Raw genomic sequence first — 17981 nt, forward strand, 5'->3', positions numbered from 1 at the left:
ATTAAAGGCTATTTAATGCGAACCATTATCATTATAAGTTCCATTAAAGTTTATAGGTTTTTACCATGTCGAAGACGACTCCGTTTGCGCCAAAACCATTAGCAGTGGTGATCGGTGCGCTATGTACTTCTTTTTCTGTCTTTGCTGATACAACGCCAATCGAAGCTGATGAGCAGCTTGTTGTAACAGCAACTCGTACCCAGATGGAGCTGAAAGACGCACCAGCTTCTATGTCGGTGATCACCGCTGAAGATATCGAAAACGATCCGGGCATCACGCTGGCAGACATCGTGTCTAATGCAACCAGCGTGGAGTCAGACTTCGACAGCACACGTGCCGGTCGTCAGCAAATTTCTATCCGTGGTATGGATTCTAAGTACACATTGATCATGGTAAATGGTCGTCGCATGAGTTCAGCAAGTGCGATTGTACGTGGTAACGACTTTGATCTTTCTGCGATCCCAATGGATTCAATTGAGCGAGTAGAGATCATCCGTGGTCCTATGTCGGCGCTTTATGGTTCAGACGGCATGGGCGGTACGATTAACATTATCACCAAGTCGCCAGACAACGATTGGAGCTCACAGCTTAGCCTAGATAACACATCGCCGAATGATGGCAATGGCGGTCAAGAATACACCGTAGGTTTGACTACATCTGGCGCTCTGATTGACGACACACTATTTGCTCGTTTTTCGGTTTCTCAAACTAGCCGCAATGCATGGCAGCCGTACACAGGAATTAAGAGCGTGAAAGGTCAAGATTACGACCGTTCAGAAATTACTGCTCTTGAAGGTCGTGACAGTTTAGCGATGTTCGGTACACTTTCTTGGCATTTGGCTGATAACCAATTCATCGACTTAGATCTTGGTTACAGCGATGATGAACGTGATACGGCGGCTGAAAGTGCAACGACTGTGCTTAACTCTGAATCTCGCGTTAAACGTAACAGCCAAGCGTTATCGCACACTGGGTTTTGGTCTTGGGGTGATACGCAAGTTCGTTACTCACGTGAAAACGTAGAGAACATTGAAGCGGCAAACGATGGTGCTGATTCAATTGAAGAGCTTACACAAATCTTTGAGGCGTCAGCAACGACTTATCTAGGTGAAAGCCACACAGTAACCTTTGGTGTGGATTACCAAACTAGCCAACTTACGAACCCTGAGCATATTAAGGGCAACAAAGCAGAGGCATACCAAGGTGCCGTATTCGTTCAAGACCAATGGGAAATGACCGATACGTTGACGGCAACGATTGGTGGTCGTTTGGATAAGCACGAACACTACGGTGAAGAGTTCAGTCCGCGTGTGTACCTAGTACATCAAACAACGGATGATTTGGTATTGAAAGGTGGTGTGGGTAAAGCGTTTAAAGCACCAACCATGACGCAAAACCATCCAGACTTCTCGATGAACAGCTGTAAGGGCAACTGTAACATCGTAGGTAACGAAGATCTGGAAGCAGAAACCAGCGTTAACTATGAGTTCTCGGCATTGTACAGCGGTCGTAACTGGAACCTAGAAGGTGCGGTATTCCGTAACGAAATCGAAAACCTGATCGAACAAACGGATATCTTCTGTGAAGTGGGTACATGGTCGAGTGCGGTGATGAGCTGTATCGATGACAATGGTGACCCTATCGATCGTGAGTTGTCTAACCCGTACAAATCTTACCAAAACGTATCAAAAGCGGTAATTCAAGGTGTGGAGCTGACCGGTAGCATTCAGTTTACCGAGCAATGGGCGATGTCAGGTAACTACACTTATCTGGATACTGAAGATAAGTCGACAGGTGAAGAGTTGAACGAGCGTTACAAGCACTCTGCGTTTGCACGATTAAACTGGTACCCAACTCAAGATTTGAACCTGTTTGCTAGCGCGCGCTACCGTGGTGAGCGTAAGATTGATTCAGAGTTAACTCAAGATGCTTACACCACAATGGATCTAGGCACGGTTTATCATGTGAGCGATGCGCTGCGTATTCGTGCGGGTATCACTAACCTGACTGACGAACGTGTATCTAAAGAACTAGAGAACATCGGCTATGTAGAAGCGCCACGTACTTACTACGTTGGTATGACGGCAGACTTCTAAGCTCTGGTGAGACACTGATTCGAACACATGGCGTTGCAGTATACTCTGCAACGCCTTTTTTGCTTTTAGGGATGAATGGGGAAAGGCAATGCTACAAACTTCTTGGTTATTTTGGGCGCTTATGTCAGCTGTGTTCGCAGCGATGACTGCAGTATTGACCAAACTGGGTGTCGCCAATATCAACTCAGACTTGGCGACCTTTATTCGTACCTGCGTCATCCTTGTTTTAGTCGGTTTGATTGCTTACGCGACTAAGCAATTCAGTGCCATAGGTGAGATCTCGACCAAAGGTATGGTGTTTTTGGTGTTGTCGGGCTTAGCAACCGGCGCATCATGGCTGTGTTACTTTCGCGCTATGTCATTGGGGCAAGCTTCTCAAGTTGCACCTATCGACAAGCTGAGTGTGGTGTTAGTTGCGATCTTCAGTGTGGTTTTGCTGGGAGAGAAGCTCAGTATGGTTAACTGGATGGGGATTGGCTTGATCACCGCTGGCGTGATTTTGGTAAGCCTGCAAAGTTCTTAGTTGAAACCTCCAACATGGTTTGAAAATAACAGCGCCTACTTTGTTTAAGTGGGCGTTTTATTTTGATTTTCCAAGTATAAAACTGTCCAACTCATTACCCAACAGAGACACAGCGCGGACGGCGTTGTATATACCCAAGTAACCTCGAGATGCTAGGTTCAGCGAGAATGACTTGGTTTGTAGACGCGGCGACGATTTAAAGATCTAGTCACTCTAAATCAAGAATCGGCAACAAAGTATACAAGCCAAGACAGCTCGCCCTTCGGGAGCGTGTCATTGCCCCGCTTTCTGCGTCAAACAACTTGGAAATAGCTGGCTATTACGCTGTGTTGTTTTCCTTGAACTCGAATCAATGACAACGCTCTGAATCCTGCATCTTGAAGTCACTTGGGTATATAACTAATTAGGATTGTTGCGCATTTGCTCAAGCTAATGTTGAAAAGCGTGTGATTTACCATCAATGAAAGTGATGGAGTAAAAGTTATCTGTTTTCTTCTCTGTAGCATCTTAGTAAAATCTGCGGGCAACTTGGGAGTATTACATGAGTTATAAACACACCTATTTAGCTTGGCAGGCACACAACGTTAGTGCTGAAGAGAAGCTGGTTCTTCTAAAACTATCGGACATCGCAAGCGCAGATGGACAAGCATCGTTTGTCTTGCGTGATATTACACAAGAGTGTCTGTGCGAAGAGTTCAAGTTAAGTAGCATCTTGTTTGCTTTATCGCAAAAAGGTTTGCTCGCGATGGGGCGAACCACACGCGAAGGCAGTGTAGAGAGGCATTCATGTCAGCTCACATTAGACTCCGATTCTCAATCTGCGCCTCAACCATCGGTACAACAAGCCGCGCCAATGACAGAGAAACCGTCGATCACGACGTTAGAAGGAGCTGGCTTGCCGCAATGGGCAAATAAAACATGTGATTTCTATAAGGTTCCGGCAAGCTATAGAGACGATGTTTGGCGTGAATTTATTCGCCAAAATGGTCGGGGCAATGTCAACATTTCAAGGTTGGAGCGCAATTTTGAAAACTGGCTTGAAGAAAGTAAACGGACTGGGCGTTTAGAAAAACTAACCAGTAACCACCAAGCCGAAGAACCAGCAGCGCCAAATAGTTATCGAAACGTTGAAAGTAGCAGTCGTCTAAATAATGGTTATCTCAACTCCTACGATCTCGATGAAAACACAATTCCAAACTGGGCGGAAAGAGAGCTGCACCACTCTGCTTTAGATATGGATTTACGTGTATTCTGGAAAGAGTTCGTGTTGTACCAAAAAACGCAGGCAAACTTCATTGGTCCTGTTACCCAATTCGTCAACAAGCTAAGATATTCGATTAACTTGAAGAAGCAGTGGATGGAAAAAGATCGCCAAAAACAAGCGAGATATCAACAGCACAGCAGTGCTCGAGATAAGCATGTCAGCCCTTCTGAAGAATTTAGACAATTTTTGAGAGAGCAAGGCAAGAAACCATCCTTCTAATTGACCCAAAGAGATAGAAGCTATGAGCTATTCTAAAAAACCAAAAAAAGTGGACTTTTCGTCATTCGAAAGTCGACTTCGTGAACTTGGTATTGAAGCTAACGTGGATCACTTGAACAAAGATAAAGTATCTACCAGTCAATCTCTTACTGTGAAAAATGAACCTAGCACAAGCTGGGAGCAACCCATTGGCTCTGAACCACAGCCGACGTTTTCTGAGCAAGCGCTTGTCGTTACTCAAGAAGCGAGCGATCGATGCAATGAGGTGTTTGGTACGCTCTTTAGTATCTATGAATCAACATGGGTGCAAAGCTACGGTAAACGTCCAACAGGTCGCTTTTTAGATTTCGCGGATTCGCTTACAGATAAAGAGCTAGTGCGAATTATCCAGCACTGTCGCGAGCGTCTTCAATCGGGGGACCGATGGCCGCCAATTATGGGTGAATTGGTGGTATTGAAAGATTTACCAACGGAATCTGAGTTGGAGGATGCGTTAAACCGAGTCGTGGCACGCACGCCAAATGACGATATTGAATTGTGGTTAATGCAAAGCAAGTTCTACGAGCTACGTCGACTGCCTGAGCATCTGATTTTAAAGAAATTCCGTGAATACTACCGTCAGGCGATGAAATTGCTTGAGAAAGGAAAGCTCACGACAGCACCTATTGCTTTACCGACTCACTCGGTGAAAAGCATGACGGACTTAAAGCGTGAAGAATACGAACATGAGCACGGTAATAAGCTGCATCCTCGTATTCAAGCTATCTTAGACGCAAAGAAAAATAACGATTAATTTGTTCCTGCTTTAAAAAACAAAAAGACAAGCTAAGCAAAATTAACTTGTCTTTTTGTTTATCTATCCTTGCTATTGCTCTGAAGGCTGCTCAGTTGCAAAGCCTCGCAAGATATTGGTCAATGTAATTGTCGCGAATACCACAATCACTAACGACAAGTGCCACGCTTGGCTCAAACCGAGCTGCACGAGCGCCATACTGACCAAGGATGACACCACCATTTGACCACCGCCCGACATGGCAGCCGCCGCTCCTGCTTGCTTCTTGTATGGCTGCATAACCATGGCTTGAGCACAAGGTAGAGCGATCGCATTGCCTAAGATCATCAGCAGTTGACCAAGCATCAAATATAGCGGTTCGACTGGGCAAAAGAACAGCCACACTGCGGAGCTTAAGTGCAGGATAGGCGTCGCCAGTAGCATCTTCTTCGTGCCGATGATTGGGCGCACACGGTTACAAATACTGGTGCCGCAAATCATGCCAAATGCAGGAATCAGTGCCCACATCGCGTATTGATCAGATGTCATGCCAATTTGGTTTTGCATGATAAAAGGCATTACCGAAACAGTGGTGATCATCAAGCTGAAGTTAAGCCAACCGATACTGGCAAAACTCATGAAGTAACGAGAAGTCAGCAGATCACGATACTGCAGCAGCATTTTTTTCGGTGATGGCAGTGGGGAGGTTTGCGTGATGGTCTCTTTAAAGCGTACCAATATAACAATCCAAGCTAGTGAGACGTAACCGAGCAGTGAAATAAACACCATGGTCCAGCCGAAGTGGGCGTTAATGAAGCCACCAATAACGGGGGCAACTAATGGTGTGATAGACGCAGCCATTGCGATGTAGGAAAGGGCGACAGGCAGCTCTGGTCCACTAAAGCGGTCACGGGTGGATGCACGAGCTAATACGGCGCAACAACCTGTTCCCAGACCTTGCAGAAAACGCCCCATCACCATACCAGTGAAGGTATTGCTGAAGAAGATGATCATCAACAGACCGAGCATAGCAATCAACAAGCCGGTCAGTAGGACTTTTTTACGACCTAGTGCATCAGATACTGGGCCGTAGATAAACTGAGAGGGACCGAATCCAAGTAAGTAAACACTTACCAATAGCTGAGCTTGGTCGAGGGAGATATCAAAGTCTTTCGCGATCCAAGGCAATGATGGAAACACCAAGCCCATGCTGAGTTGACCAACGCTGATGATCAAACAAGCTAGCAAGATGGTTTTAAATTCGAATGCTCGACTCATGACTTTTCACCATCACCGCGGCGACGTAGGCTCCCTTCTTCATCGAACTGATTTAGCTTGGCTTTCACCCGTTTTACCGTCGATAGGCTCACATCACATTGCTCTGCGACACTTTGGAGCGTGTTTCCTTCCAACAATAGCGTCGCGATGTGTTGATGTTTTGCTTTATCTGCCGGACGGCCTCGGAATTTCTGCTTCCACATCTGTGGATTGTCTTTGAGCGCCTTGCGACCTTGTTCCGCGGCAAATAGACGGTGTTGAGTTTGGACTTGCCCATAGCCAGAAAGCAGTGAGATCAAGGTTTGTGTTTGTACCGAACCTGGTTCAAAGGTCAACGGCTCACAAACCGTTTTTAGGGTGACGCCTTTATTAAGCAGAGTTTGAATAGTGCTTAGTGCTTGGCTGAAGTCTCGGCCAAAGGCGGTTAGCCACCAAAGTACAACGGTGTCACCGGTTTGCACGGTAGTTAAGAGTTGTTGAAAGGCTTGTCGCTCGGCTGGTGGTGTGCAGCCGCGTACCTTGTCCTCAAGGTGAATTGCTTCAGGATCAAAGGCTTTCAAAGCGTTGAGCTGCTCAGGGTAAGCCCGGTTTTTAGGCGAGTGCCGCGTATAGAGAAAGGTAGCCATGGGTGCAATGCGTCTCTTGAGATTGGTTCATATACTGTAATGGTCCATAAATATACAGAGGTTCATTAGTAACCACAACACCAAATGAACCATTGGCTCGAAATCTTAGAAGTAGAAGCAAAAGATGAGGGGCAAGAGAAAGAAGATATGCGGAAATAAAAAAGCCAACCGCTTGGGTTGGCTTCTCTGGGATTAGGCTTTGGTGGTGCTGCGCTCTATCAATTTGACTGGCACCATCATCTTCACCAAGCTGCTGTTTTTATTGTTGATTTGATCAACGATAATTTTCACACACTCACGCGCTAGGCGACGGAAGTCTTGGCGGAAAGTGGTCAGTTGGTAGCTCAACCATTCCGTTTGTGGAATGTTGTCGAAGCCGATGACTTTCAGATCTTGAGGGATACGAATACCACACTCAATACGTGCAATATCCATTACCGCCATTGCAAGGTTGTCGGTTGCACAGAACACGGCTTCAGGACGATTCTTATCGGCCAGCATCGCACGTACTTTATCCAGCGAACTTGCGTAGTCGTAGCTCGCTTCAATGATGCGTGGTGTTTTACCCGTTAAGTCTTCAAACTCAGAGCTGAAGCCACTTTGGCGCTCGTCGTTAGTAAAGGTTGGCACTTCACCCGTCAGGTAAACCGCGTTTTTCACCCCGCTTTCGTGCAGCAGTTGTGCCGCTTGTTGACCAGCTTCGTAGTTGTCACTGATTACGTAACTGCTCTTTGTGCCTTCTACGACTCGCGCGTACTGAACGATAGGGATATTGAACTCTTCACACTCTTCATACAGTGATTTGTTGAAGGTAGCGGAAGCGGCAATGACACCATCTACACGGTATTGGAAGATGTTCGGGATCGAGTGGTTGTCTTCATCATCCACTTGCCATGGAATCAACACCGCTGAGTAGCCTTGCTTCTGCAATTCACTTGAAATCAATTGAAGTGTTTTCATGTGGATAGGGTAGTCCGCATCTGGGAATACCAAACCGATCAACTTAGATTCGTTGGTAGTCAAGCTACGTGCAAAAGCATTTGGACGGTAGTTTAGGGCTTTCGCGGCTTCGAAGACCTTTTGTTTGGTCTTTTCAGATACTGAGCTGCCCGGAACAAACACACGCGATACAGTAGATTGAGAAACGCCAGCCAGTTTGGCAACGTCCTTCGATGTTACGGTTTGTTTTGCAGGATTCATGTGAGTTGATTCATAAGTCAGTTTAACTGTGACTAGGTTAACACAAATAGGTACGTAGTCATAAAGAGAAATAAGCAAGATTTAAGTAAATAAAGGGTTAGATTGTCTTTGGTGGCGCAATTTGGGTAGTACCCAAGTCACATTTCATGTTTTGCATACGAAAAAAGCCTTACCCAAAAAAGGTAAGGCTTGCTCTTATTTCCCATTTCCACTAAATCGAATAAGTTACGTAACCGGAATAACTTATCTCGTGGTTATCAGAAGTAGTAGCGAATACCTGCCGCGAATTGATCATCACGGTTTTCGAATTTGCTGCCATCGTACTGATCTTTACCTAGGTCGAACTGGTATTCAGTCCAAACTAGGAATTTGTTCTTCTGGAAGTGGTATTCAAGACCAGGAATCAGCAAGTTACGCTCGTAACCTTGCGTCTCGTCACCACGATCTTCCATGTAGTTGTAGTTCAACGTTGGGCGTAGGCCGTTGTCGAAGTGGTAGTAAGTGTAGATTTCGCCACCTAGGGTATCGAACATTACGTCCGTACCGCCTTGGCTCACTGCTTCCCAGTTTTCGCCAACGTGGAAAGTCGCACCCGCGTAGAAGCCACCGTTGCTGTAGTTTGCGCCCAATAGCATGATGCGCATGTTGTCGCCGTTTTCTACGCCAACCACGCTTGCGTCTAGATCAGCAACTTCATTTTGATGGTAAGCTGCACCCAGTGTTACGCCATCAACCGGTTTGTAAGTGATAGACGCACCCATGCCGTTTTTCAGTGAGGCTGTCGCATTGTTTGCTAGAGCAACATCTTCACGCGTGGTTTGGTAAGTAAAGCCGTAGCTCACTTTTTCATTAATTGAATTACGGTACGTAATTGAGTTTTCTGCACGACCAGCACCGGATGCGATACCCCAGTCAGCTAGGTTGTAAACACCTGAGCCACGAGTACCAAATACACGACCTAAATCGGTGTACCATGCTACGTCGTAGAAGGTAGACCACTGCTTAGTACCCGCAGCAATTTTGCCGTATTTTTCGTGCTCAACACCTGCGTATAGCAAACGGTCGTATATGTTGTCGCCGTTCGCGCCAGAGTTGTAGCCCCATTCCGCGTGACCGAAACCAGTCCAGCCGTTATCCAGACCCATTTGGCCTTTCAAACCGAAACGTGAGCTGCCGCTGTTCCATTCGCCATTGTCATCACCGCCACGGTCTTGGTAGCGAAGATCGAAACGGCCATCGATGGTTAGGCTGTCGCCAGCGTCATTAACAAAAGTGTGTGCAGCAAAGGCTGAGCTAGAAGTAAGCGCTGCTAAAATCACTGCAGAAAGGGTCGACTTTTTCATCATCAATCTCATTATTCAGGGCGCAGAAAGCCACCGTGCGTTCATGCCCGTTTTGAATAAGGGTTCTATCTTGAGGTTGTGCCCCATCCTTGAGGCACGAGTTGGGAGCATGTCACCTGAACCGAGAGGGGATTCAGGCAACATAAAGGCGGGTTGACAATCCGCCCCTAGGACTTCTTATAGAGAAGGGTTTAGGATCTGTTGAGTACGCTCGAACACGTCTAGACCTTGCTGTTTTAGCCAGTAAGGAAGGTCGATCAGTACCCAGTTCTCAGATAGCTTGTCGCCGTCACGGTAGTAAACGTCAACCACTTGCATGTCTGCACGTACTTCACCACCTGTCATACCTAGGAAACCACCGATTGGCGTGTTAGATAGGTTTGGCCAGCCGAAGAAACAAGAGAAGTTACCTTCTGCGAAACGACATACGTGGCCGTTAAACTTCTTGTCTTTCAGGTTGTTACGGAACGGCAATTGGTGCTGCTGTTGGTAACGAGGAATTGTGTAAGACGCACCGATACCACATGGACCGTACCAGATCATGTCTTTAGACCAGCTCTTCTCAAGAACTTCTGGTGGGCAGCCCATAGCGCCGCTGTCGTTTAGTGCAGATAGGTCATCAACCATCTTGTTCACTAGTGCTAGTGTTGCTACGCCTTCTTCTGGTGCTGCGTCTTCGAACAGTAGACCGTCGTGGTTACGAGGACCAGGGTATACGAAGTGCTTACCTGTTGACGGTGGTAGTGGGTAACAACCTGCTTGGTCCATCGCGCCTAGAAGGTCTAGGAATATGCCAGTCTTAGTGATCTTGCCGTTTTCAACACAGTTAAATTCTGCGTAACGGATGTTCATGATTTTGCCAGTTGGGCGCATGCCTAGGTATTCAGCGTCGAATAGACCCATGAAGTGACCCATGCTCATTACCCAGATTTCACCTGATGTTACTTCGTTCTCACCACCGATGAAGATGTCTTGACGACGCTGCATGCGAGTCATTGATTTCATCAAAGGAGCCCAGAAAACGTCAGCTGCTGCTTGAGCGCCTTGTTGCTCACGGAATGGGTAAACACCACGCCATAGGTAATCTTCTGAAGTGTGTGCTTTTAGTACTTCTGCCACGTTCTCGTGAGTTGCGTTTTCCATTGCGCTGAAGTATTCACGTACAACGCGTTTCGCTTCTTGATATTTAGACATAATAAACTCTCTTATTTGCTGTCGAGTCGGCTTTGGGAACAGGACTCGAAATTAAGTTTTTTCATCCGGCCGGGGAGCCAGCCGGAGTTTTTGAAATTCAGTTACGCTTTTGCTGCTTCGGCTTTTTTGCTCTTATCGAACACGCCGCCTTTTAGTGTCTCTGGCAGTGATAGCCATAGAAGACCAGCAAGGATCCATACGATTGGTGAACCCCACATTGCGGTTTGTAGGTCGGTACGCTCTTGGATGAAGATAAGTACCATTGGTGCCCACATACCGAGGATACGACCACCGTGGAATAGCGCCGCGCCGTAGCTACGTAGGTGTGCTGGGAACAGTTCTGAGAAGTAACCACCCCATACCGCTGAAGAAGACAGGCCGAAGTTGTAAATCAGACCAAGTAGAGCCAGCATGTTTAGGCCGCCAATCACCATGTCGCCAGGTGCAACAAAGAAGATTGAAACCATGATGCCCGCTAGGATGAAGCCAAACGCGTTCACCTTACGACCGAATTTGTCAGCTACCCAACCCCAGAACCACGCACCAAACAGTGAACCAAATGCTGAGATAGAGAAGATGAGACCGATGGTTGCACCGTCGAACATACGTACATCACGTAGGTATGTGGTTACGAAGCCACCAAAGAATTGGAAACCGTAGAAGTTAAGGCCAGCCAGTAATAGACACGTTAGTGTGATCTTACGGTAAGGCTTGCTTAGCATTTCGCCCCAAGAGCCTTTTTTCGCTGGTGCATTTGATTCTTCTACTTTTGCTTGCTCTTCTTCACCGTAAGCGATCACTTTGCTGTCGCTAGGTAGTACAAAGATCATGACCACAGCGGCTGCCAATGGTGGGATACCACCTACAAGCATTAGGCTTTCCCATGGTGCATCAATGCTTGCAATAAACGCTGCATAGGCACCCATTACCATCAGTGCTACAGAGAACATAGAAGACGCGAATGCCGTCAACTTACCACGTACCGTTGGCGTAAATAGGCCGATCATTAGGCTTACTGCCACGGTGAAGTAACCACCCAGTGACAAACCAATGATGAAACGCATTGCTGCCCATGTTGCGTAGTCGGTGAACATCATATTGATGATCGTTGCGCCACCGTTTAGGGCTGTGATGGTAATAAGAGTGGATTTCTTACCAAATTTTGTTGCGAACCAAGCACAGCTCAATGCACCGATAAGTGCACCAACCGACTGCCATGTATAGAACTGGGCAGTGTCTGACAGGCTAATACCATCATACGCTTCAACGATGTATGGGCGTACGTAGTCAATAATTACAAAGTTATAACAATAGAAAAAGTAACCAACCAGTATCGCTAGATAGGCAGCTACCCTTTGAATCATAGGAACTTCGCTCATGTGTCTTTTGGCATTCATGACCGATAAACCTCTATTTCACTTAGGATTTGTTGCTATTCAAACTTAATGAATACGATCTTATTTGGATCATCTTCGATTTCGTGTCGGGGTGAATCATAGTTTTTTTAAGGTTATTAGATCCGTGATCAAAATCAATTTTAAAATGAATGCGTACCCATTTTGTGGGTTTTAGTGACAAGGATCTCACTAATCGGCGTTTTTGGCGATTTTGAATACATTTTCGCCTATATTGGTGATAATAATCACACTTACAGTGGGATTGTCGTTTAAAAATGCCTTTTTACAGTAATATCTGGGCATAATAATTAGCTACCCAGAATTAGGAAAACCTTAAAATGGTTACGTACTCAAGTTTTGTGGTGATTGCGTTATATGTAGCAATTACCATACTAATCAGCTATTTAGTGAATAAGCGCTACAGCAATGGTGGCGACTTTTCCACGGGTGGAAAGCAATTTGGCTGGTTTACGGCAGGTGTTTCGATACTTGCGACTTACATTAGTGCGATGACGTTTGTAGGGATGCCTGGTTGGGTTTATAGCTCTGGCATGGAAGCGATGAGTATTCACCTTAACTATCCCATCGTTATCTTTTTCACTGTCATTTTCTTTGTACCTGTCTTCTATAAGCTGGGTCTGACTTCGATTTATGAATACCTTGAGCACCGCTTTGGGGTGTATGCAAGAACCATCAACTCGATTGTGTTCATTGTGGTTCAATGTATCTCAGCGGGTGTGATTTTGTATGCCGTGGCGCTGATCTTAGTGCAAGTTCTGCCTATCAGTATTTCTGAAGCCATTATCTACATTAGTATTTTCACCGCTTGCTATACCTATGCGGGCGGGATTTCCACGGTTATCTGGACCGATATGTTGCAATCTGCAGTATTGGTTGCGGGCAGCATCGCTATCTTTGCCATTCTAATGACAGAGATTAACGCGGCAGATTACCTTTCTCGTGATCACCTGAATATCATCAACTTAGACTTTGATTTGGGCGTGGATACCACACTTTGGGCTGGCGTGGTTGCAGTAAGCTTTTTGCATTTGAGTGTGTACGGCACCAACCAATTGATCATCCAACGCACGTTAGCGACGAAATGTGAAAAGACGGCGCAGAAGTCTATGCTGTTGTGTGGTTACGGTGCGTTTTTCGTGTACTTGTTCTTCGCGGTACTCGGTGTTCTTTTGAGTGTTTTCTATCAAGATCAATCGTTTGAAAATAGCAACGAAGTGATTTTGGATTTCGTCTTCAACCACACTAACCCAATCGTCGTTGGTTTGATCATTTCCGCATTGGCAGCGGCCGCAATGTCGACGCTGGACTCGACCTACAACTCGATGGCCACCGTCGCGACGTTCGATATCTATAAGCGTTTCGTTCGTAAAAGTGCCGATGATGAGCACTACGAAAACGTCGCAAGAAAGATGAGTTTGCTTGCTGCGGCCATGGTGGTAGTGCCAGCTCTTCTGGCGGTATCGAATGAATCGGTACTCAAAACCATCGCCAGTCTGACTTCTATCTTTGTTGGTATCCGTTTGGGTTCATTCGTGCTTGGTTTATTCTGGGCGAAAGCCAATGAGAAAGGCGTGATCGTTGGCAGTATCATGAGTGTGATTGCGGTGTTTACTGCGATGTATCTCGACGTGGCTTGGCCGTGGTTCGCGCCAATTGGTACGTTCGTCTTCCTTTTGTTTGGTGTGTTAGTGAGCCGTCGTTGGGGCGCTGTGACTGCCGAGCAACAAATCTTTATCAATAATCAAAAACATCTTTTTGCAAAGCCAACCGCAAGCCATTACGGGCTGTTGGTGTTCGCTGTGGCGACCATCGCTGCTTGTATGGTTCTCCCTGATTGGCTTTATGCTGCATTGTCGTAATAGGTAAGTTTATGCTGTCCATCTTTGATATTTACAAGATTGGTGTGGGCCCTTCTAGCTCTCACACCAATGGTCCAATGATCGCGGGTTACCACTTCACTCGTTTGATTGAATCGAACTTGGCAAAAGTGGTTCGTATTCAAGTCGATTTATACGGCTCACTCTCGTTAACGGGGATTGGTCACCATACTGACCGTGCAACGATTTTAGGTCTATTGGGTAACAAACCAGATACCATCAAAATCGCTTCTGCGAACAAAGCGATGCGCAAGGCGATTGAAGAGGGCATGATGTCTGTCGATGGCCGTCATGAAATCGAATTCAGCTACAAAACGGACATGTTGTTCCACGAAGAGAACCTTCCTCTGCATGAGAATGGCATGACGATTACTGCGTTAGATGCGCATGGCAATCAGGTTGGGTTTGAAACTTACTACTCTATCGGTGGTGGTTTCATAGCAACGGCGGATGAACTGCAAAATGGCAGTGCGACTGCTCCCGTAGAAGTTGAGTTTCCATTCTCCAGTGCGGACGAAATGTTGGCACAAGCAGAGAAGAATGGCATGAGCCTCGGTGGCATGATTCTGAAAAACGAACAAGCGTTTCAGGATATGGAAGCCATTAATCAACGCGCAGAACAGATCTGGCGTGTGATGACGCGTTGCATGGAGCGTGGTTTCGAGACAGAAGGTATCTTGGACGGCGGCTTGAACGTGACCCGCCGTGCGCCAAACTTGCTGAAGAAACTTGAAGCAAATGCAGCAATCGAAAACGATCCAATGGAAATCATGGATTGGATTAACCTGTTTGCTTTTGCTGTGAGTGAAGAAAACGCCGCTGGTGGACAAGTCGTAACGTCTCCAACTAATGGTGCAGCAGGTGTGATTCCGGCGGTATTGATGTACTACCATCGCTTCATCAAAGAGCTTGATACCAAACAGCTTAAAGACTTCCTTGCTGTGTCCGGTGCGATTGGCATTTTGTACAAAACCAATGCGTCTATTTCGGGTGCCGAAGTGGGTTGTCAGGGCGAAGTTGGCGTGTCTTCTTCCATGGCGGCAGCTGGCTTGACGGCACTGCGTGGTGGCAGCAATGAGCAAATTTGTATTGCGGCCGAGATCGCCATGGAGCACTCACTAGGCATGACTTGTGATCCAATTGGTGGCTTAGTGCAAGTACCGTGTATTGAGCGTAATGCGATGGGTGCAATGAAAGCGATCAATGCTTCTCGCATGGCATTAAAGCGTAATAGTAAAAGTTTGATCTCGTTGGATAAGGTGATTGAAACCATGTATCAAACGGGCAAAGACATGAACAAGAAATACCGCGAGACGTCACTGGGCGGATTGGCTTTGATTCACCTGGCGCCGCCTTGCGAATAATGAGTCAAACAAGTCTAATCAACATAAAAAGCCGATGCACTGAGAAGCATCGGCTTTGTTTTTTGTCGCTGTAACCGTTATGAATTTGATGTGGCTATCGCAATAAGAAGTAAGGCGTATTAACGTAAGCATGTCCCGCTGATATCGCATAAGGCAGTACGACTTTGCCAACGGAGACTGCGGTGTTAACCAGTGGTTGAACGTTGATATTGGCATTCATCAAAGTAGGACGAACGTTGGGTGCCAAGCGATAGTGACCGGGCGTTGAAACGCACCCAGAAAGTGTTGATGTAAACAGTAGTGCGATGATGATTGATTTGATGGCTTTCATAGTGGTGACTCTAAAAATGGTATCTTGGCTCTGGTTTTGTTTGTTGGGATGAGCCTTGGTTGAGAGGAAGATTGCCTGAGTCGAGCGAACGGCACCATCAATGCTCAACAAGTCATAGCGCACAAGACTAAAAGTAACACTAGACGTTACTAAGTATTAGTTTTTGCGAGGAGAGTCACTATAAAAGCCCCCTAAATGGGACTTTTTGGACTGTGAAAGTGAACTGTGAACGGTAAAAAAAGCCAGAATGAAACCGCCCATTCTGGCTTGGAGCCAAACGAAGGTGCTCAAAACACAATCTGGAGGCAGATTGCTTACATGGAACGTACGGTCAGTGGACGAGGGCGACCAATCTTAGTTAGGGCGAGTTGCCATAGGCTCAAATCTCGTGAGCGAAAGGCGCCAGCACAGCTGAGTAAGTAGTATTTCCACATGCGGTAGAAATCTTCACTGTAATCGCCTTTGATTTGATTCCACGATTGTTGGAAGTTGGAGAACCAGCACATCAGGGTTTTGTCGTAGTCTTCACCGAAATTGTGCACATCTTCGATGTTGAATCGATCTTCCATCGCCTCTGCGAGGTTCTTCATCGATGGAATGACACCATTTGGAAAGATGTATTTCGAGATCCACGGGTCCGATGCGGTAGTGCTGTGGTGTGAACCAATGGTGTGTAGCAAGAACACGCCATCGTCTTTCATGAAGCGCTCTGCGCACTCGAAGTATTCCGCGTAGTTCTTCGGTCCCACGTGTTCAATCATACCGATAGAAACGATGCGATCGTATTGTACGGTGGGTTTGAACTCGCGGTAGTCCTTCAAAATGAAGTTCGCGACTACGCCATTTTCTATCGCCAGTTTGCTGCCGAGCTTCTTCTGTTCTTTGGATAGAGTGAGACCATCGCAGATAACGCCATACTTCTTCGCTGCGTAAATCATAAAGCTTCCCCAACCACAGCCAATATCGAGAATACGCATCCCTGGTTGCAGATCGAGCTTGCGACAAATCAAATCCATCTTGTGCTCTTGCGCCTCATCCAGTGTCGAAGCTCGATTCCAGTATCCGCAGGTGTAAGTCATGCGTGAATCGAGCATCTTTTGGTAAAGCTTATTGCCGATGTCATAATGGTGCGGTACATCGAATTTACAGCGCTCAATGCTCTGCGGGTTAACCCAGCTTTTCAATTTTAGTTTCGCAGCGGAAGAGGCAAACTTGAGTTTTTCAGCCAGCCCCAGTTTGCCTTCAATGTCGTTTAAAAGTACGCGTTCAAAGAACTGATCCAAGCGACTGCAATCCCACATCTTGGACATGTACGCTTCCCCTAAACCCAAGGAGCCTGACTGCATCACAAGCTCATACACTTTTGGGTTAAATACTTGGATATCCCACGGATTCGAGCCGTTAATGGTAATACCTGCCGGGGCTAACGCCCCTTTAAACATTTCTTCTAGTTTGTTCATATTATGCCTATTTCACGTGCATGTTCGCTACGTATTCATCTTCTGCCCAATACATACGTTCGGCGACTTTGGCTTCTGGATTTAGGCTAACGCCATCTAAGACACGCTCTCTAAAACGCAAGTAGCCGCCTTTATCGATCAGATGTCCCATGTGAAGGTAAATCGGCTTACCGCCCAACATCTCTTTTTCAAATTCGAACAGATTGTCGATGACAGGGTGTAGGACGTCTTCCGTTACCCAATTGAGGAACATCTTGCCAACGCGAGGGGTCTTCTTCGAAGTTCGACCGCCCAGTTTGACCATATAGAATTGTTTTGGATCTCGACGCCAAGCAAGTGTCGGACAAGCAAGCACACATTCACCGCAGCCAATGCATTTGCTTTCTTCCTTCACCGCTTTACCGTCTTTGAGTGACAAGCAATCTACTGCGTGGTGCGCACAAGCTTTGACACAGGCGCCACAACCAATACAGCGATGGCTTTCGAAATTAATCTTGGCGATACCTAAGATGCCGAAATCCGCCATATTGGCTTTGGCACAATCGTTCGGACAGCCTGCCATGACCATTTTTAAATGGTATTTACTTGGGTAAACGTGACGCTCCATTCGCTGTGCCAAGCCGGTGGTATCAGTATTGGCTTTCTGGCAGATTCGACTGCCCTGACACGCGACGATATTACGTCCACCAATTGACTGATAACCTGCTTGCGTGTCTTCGACATCAATGCCGCACGTATCGACGGTGATGTCTTTGATGAAAGGCTCAAGCGCTTTGTTGACCTCTGGAATGTCTTCATAACGAATGCCGGGCATCGCCAGTTTTTGTCGTGTGGTGAGGTGAATGACACCATTGCCCCATTTTTCGGCGATCTCTTGCGCAGCACCGAGTAAGTATGCGGGCATAATGCCACCTGGAATGCGCACGCTGATCATGCACTCGCCGCGAACTTTCGATAGGCGGTAATCGCCATTGGCGCGCATTTTGATGATATCTACGTCCATCGTCATAGTGATT

At 46.6% G+C, this 17981-nt stretch carries 15 protein-coding genes; 6 read left to right on the forward strand and 9 right to left on the reverse strand.

Going from position 1 to position 17981, the window contains the following annotated elements:
- The first annotated feature begins 65 nt into the window (after nt 1–65).
- The 4 genes from J4N44_RS17615 to J4N44_RS17630 all read left to right on the forward strand — a co-directional run bounded on the left by J4N44_RS17615 (nt 66) and on the right by J4N44_RS17630 (nt 4895).
- Nucleotides 66–2096 carry a TonB-dependent receptor domain-containing protein gene (locus J4N44_RS17615; RefSeq protein WP_252045531.1) on the forward strand — a complete coding sequence of 677 codons (2031 nt, stop codon included), beginning with the start codon at nt 66–68 and terminating at the stop codon, nt 2094–2096.
- Between the two features lie 88 nt (nt 2097–2184).
- Nucleotides 2185–2619: an EamA family transporter gene (locus tag J4N44_RS17620; RefSeq protein WP_005449610.1), complete on the forward strand. Its 435-nt coding sequence runs from the start codon at nt 2185–2187 to the stop codon at nt 2617–2619.
- Nucleotides 2620–3160: 541 nt separating this feature from the next.
- Nucleotides 3161–4102 carry a hypothetical protein gene (locus J4N44_RS17625; RefSeq protein ID WP_017189872.1) on the forward strand — a complete coding sequence of 314 codons (942 nt, stop codon included), beginning with the start codon at nt 3161–3163 and terminating at the stop codon, nt 4100–4102.
- A gap of 22 nt (nt 4103–4124) precedes the next feature.
- Complete coding sequence (locus J4N44_RS17630) at nt 4125–4895, forward strand: YfdX family protein (protein ID WP_049535339.1); 771 nt, start codon at nt 4125–4127, stop codon at nt 4893–4895.
- A 72-nt stretch (nt 4896–4967) separates the two neighbouring features.
- Here J4N44_RS17630 and J4N44_RS17635 read toward each other — a convergent pair whose 3' ends face one another.
- The 6 genes from J4N44_RS17635 to J4N44_RS17660 all read right to left on the reverse strand — a co-directional run bounded on the left by J4N44_RS17635 (nt 4968) and on the right by J4N44_RS17660 (nt 11912).
- Entirely contained in the window at nt 4968–6152 is a 1185-nt protein-coding gene (locus J4N44_RS17635; RefSeq protein WP_005449604.1) for a multidrug effflux MFS transporter, read from the reverse strand.
- Nucleotides 6149–6778, reverse strand: a complete 630-nt coding sequence (locus J4N44_RS17640; RefSeq protein WP_086370475.1) for a recombinase family protein — start codon at nt 6776–6778, stop codon at nt 6149–6151. Before J4N44_RS17640 ends, J4N44_RS17635 begins: the two co-directional genes overlap by 4 nt.
- 192 nt (nt 6779–6970) lie before the next feature.
- Nucleotides 6971–7978, reverse strand: coding sequence for a LacI family DNA-binding transcriptional regulator (locus tag J4N44_RS17645; protein ID WP_005429187.1), 1008 nt, complete (start codon nt 7976–7978; stop codon nt 6971–6973).
- Between the two features lie 257 nt (nt 7979–8235).
- The gene (locus J4N44_RS17650) at nt 8236–9321 is read right to left on the reverse strand and encodes a porin (protein WP_029788710.1); all 1086 of its coding nucleotides are present in this window, start codon (nt 9319–9321) and stop codon (nt 8236–8238) included.
- Between the two features lie 177 nt (nt 9322–9498).
- Nucleotides 9499–10515, reverse strand: coding sequence for a nuclear transport factor 2 family protein (locus J4N44_RS17655; RefSeq protein WP_009695897.1), 1017 nt, complete (start codon nt 10513–10515; stop codon nt 9499–9501).
- Nucleotides 10516–10616: 101 nt separating this feature from the next.
- Nucleotides 10617–11912, reverse strand: coding sequence for an MFS transporter (locus J4N44_RS17660; protein WP_045390635.1), 1296 nt, complete (start codon nt 11910–11912; stop codon nt 10617–10619).
- A gap of 338 nt (nt 11913–12250) precedes the next feature.
- Here J4N44_RS17660 and J4N44_RS17665 point away from each other — a divergent pair, with 338 nt between their 5' ends.
- Nucleotides 12251–13792 (forward strand): sodium:solute symporter family protein, encoded by a 1542-nt coding sequence (locus tag J4N44_RS17665; protein WP_252045532.1) that lies wholly within the window; start codon nt 12251–12253, stop codon nt 13790–13792.
- A gap of 11 nt (nt 13793–13803) precedes the next feature.
- On the forward strand, nt 13804–15174 hold the full coding sequence (locus J4N44_RS17670) for an L-serine ammonia-lyase (RefSeq protein WP_252045533.1): 1371 nt from the start codon (nt 13804–13806) through the stop codon (nt 15172–15174).
- Between the two features lie 94 nt (nt 15175–15268).
- Here J4N44_RS17670 and J4N44_RS17675 read toward each other — a convergent pair whose 3' ends face one another.
- The 3 genes from J4N44_RS17675 to asrC all read right to left on the reverse strand — a co-directional run bounded on the left by J4N44_RS17675 (nt 15269) and on the right by asrC (nt 17974).
- On the reverse strand, nt 15269–15505 hold the full coding sequence (locus tag J4N44_RS17675; RefSeq protein WP_005449600.1) for a hypothetical protein: 237 nt from the start codon (nt 15503–15505) through the stop codon (nt 15269–15271).
- A 314-nt stretch (nt 15506–15819) separates the two neighbouring features.
- Nucleotides 15820–16965 (reverse strand): cyclopropane fatty acyl phospholipid synthase, encoded by a 1146-nt coding sequence (gene cfa / locus J4N44_RS17680; RefSeq protein WP_252045534.1) that lies wholly within the window; start codon nt 16963–16965, stop codon nt 15820–15822.
- A gap of 7 nt (nt 16966–16972) precedes the next feature.
- A complete protein-coding gene (gene asrC / locus J4N44_RS17685) occupies nt 16973–17974 on the reverse strand; it encodes a sulfite reductase subunit C (RefSeq protein ID WP_005429205.1) in 1002 nt (333 codons plus the stop codon).
- Between the last annotated feature and the right edge of the window lie 7 nt (nt 17975–17981).

Source organism: Vibrio sp. SCSIO 43155, from assembly GCF_023716605.1.
In the GTDB taxonomy this organism is placed as follows: Bacteria; Pseudomonadota; Gammaproteobacteria; order Enterobacterales; family Vibrionaceae; genus Vibrio; species Vibrio harveyi.

Bases quoted from the DNA above. Each gene is read 5' to 3' on its own strand.
- J4N44_RS17615 (WP_252045531.1), top strand. From the start codon at position 66: ATGTCGAAGACGACTCCGTTTGCGCCAAAACCATTAGCAGTGGTGATC.
- J4N44_RS17620 (WP_005449610.1), top strand. From the start codon at position 2,185: ATGCTACAAACTTCTTGGTTATTTTGGGCGCTTATGTCAGCTGTGTTC.
- J4N44_RS17625 (WP_017189872.1), top strand. From the start codon at position 3,161: ATGAGTTATAAACACACCTATTTAGCTTGGCAGGCACACAACGTTAGT.
- J4N44_RS17630 (WP_049535339.1), top strand. From the start codon at position 4,125: ATGAGCTATTCTAAAAAACCAAAAAAAGTGGACTTTTCGTCATTCGAA.
- J4N44_RS17635 (WP_005449604.1), bottom strand. From the start codon at position 6,152: ATGAGTCGAGCATTCGAATTTAAAACCATCTTGCTAGCTTGTTTGATC.
- J4N44_RS17640 (WP_086370475.1), bottom strand. From the start codon at position 6,778: ATGGCTACCTTTCTCTATACGCGGCACTCGCCTAAAAACCGGGCTTAC.
- J4N44_RS17645 (WP_005429187.1), bottom strand. From the start codon at position 7,978: ATGAATCCTGCAAAACAAACCGTAACATCGAAGGACGTTGCCAAACTG.
- J4N44_RS17650 (WP_029788710.1), bottom strand. From the start codon at position 9,321: ATGAAAAAGTCGACCCTTTCTGCAGTGATTTTAGCAGCGCTTACTTCT.
- J4N44_RS17655 (WP_009695897.1), bottom strand. From the start codon at position 10,515: ATGTCTAAATATCAAGAAGCGAAACGCGTTGTACGTGAATACTTCAGC.
- J4N44_RS17660 (WP_045390635.1), bottom strand. From the start codon at position 11,912: ATGAATGCCAAAAGACACATGAGCGAAGTTCCTATGATTCAAAGGGTA.
- J4N44_RS17665 (WP_252045532.1), top strand. From the start codon at position 12,251: ATGGTTACGTACTCAAGTTTTGTGGTGATTGCGTTATATGTAGCAATT.
- J4N44_RS17670 (WP_252045533.1), top strand. From the start codon at position 13,804: ATGCTGTCCATCTTTGATATTTACAAGATTGGTGTGGGCCCTTCTAGC.
- J4N44_RS17675 (WP_005449600.1), bottom strand. From the start codon at position 15,505: ATGAAAGCCATCAAATCAATCATCATCGCACTACTGTTTACATCAACA.
- cfa (WP_252045534.1), bottom strand. From the start codon at position 16,965: ATGAACAAACTAGAAGAAATGTTTAAAGGGGCGTTAGCCCCGGCAGGT.
- asrC (WP_005429205.1), bottom strand. From the start codon at position 17,974: ATGACGATGGACGTAGATATCATCAAAATGCGCGCCAATGGCGATTAC.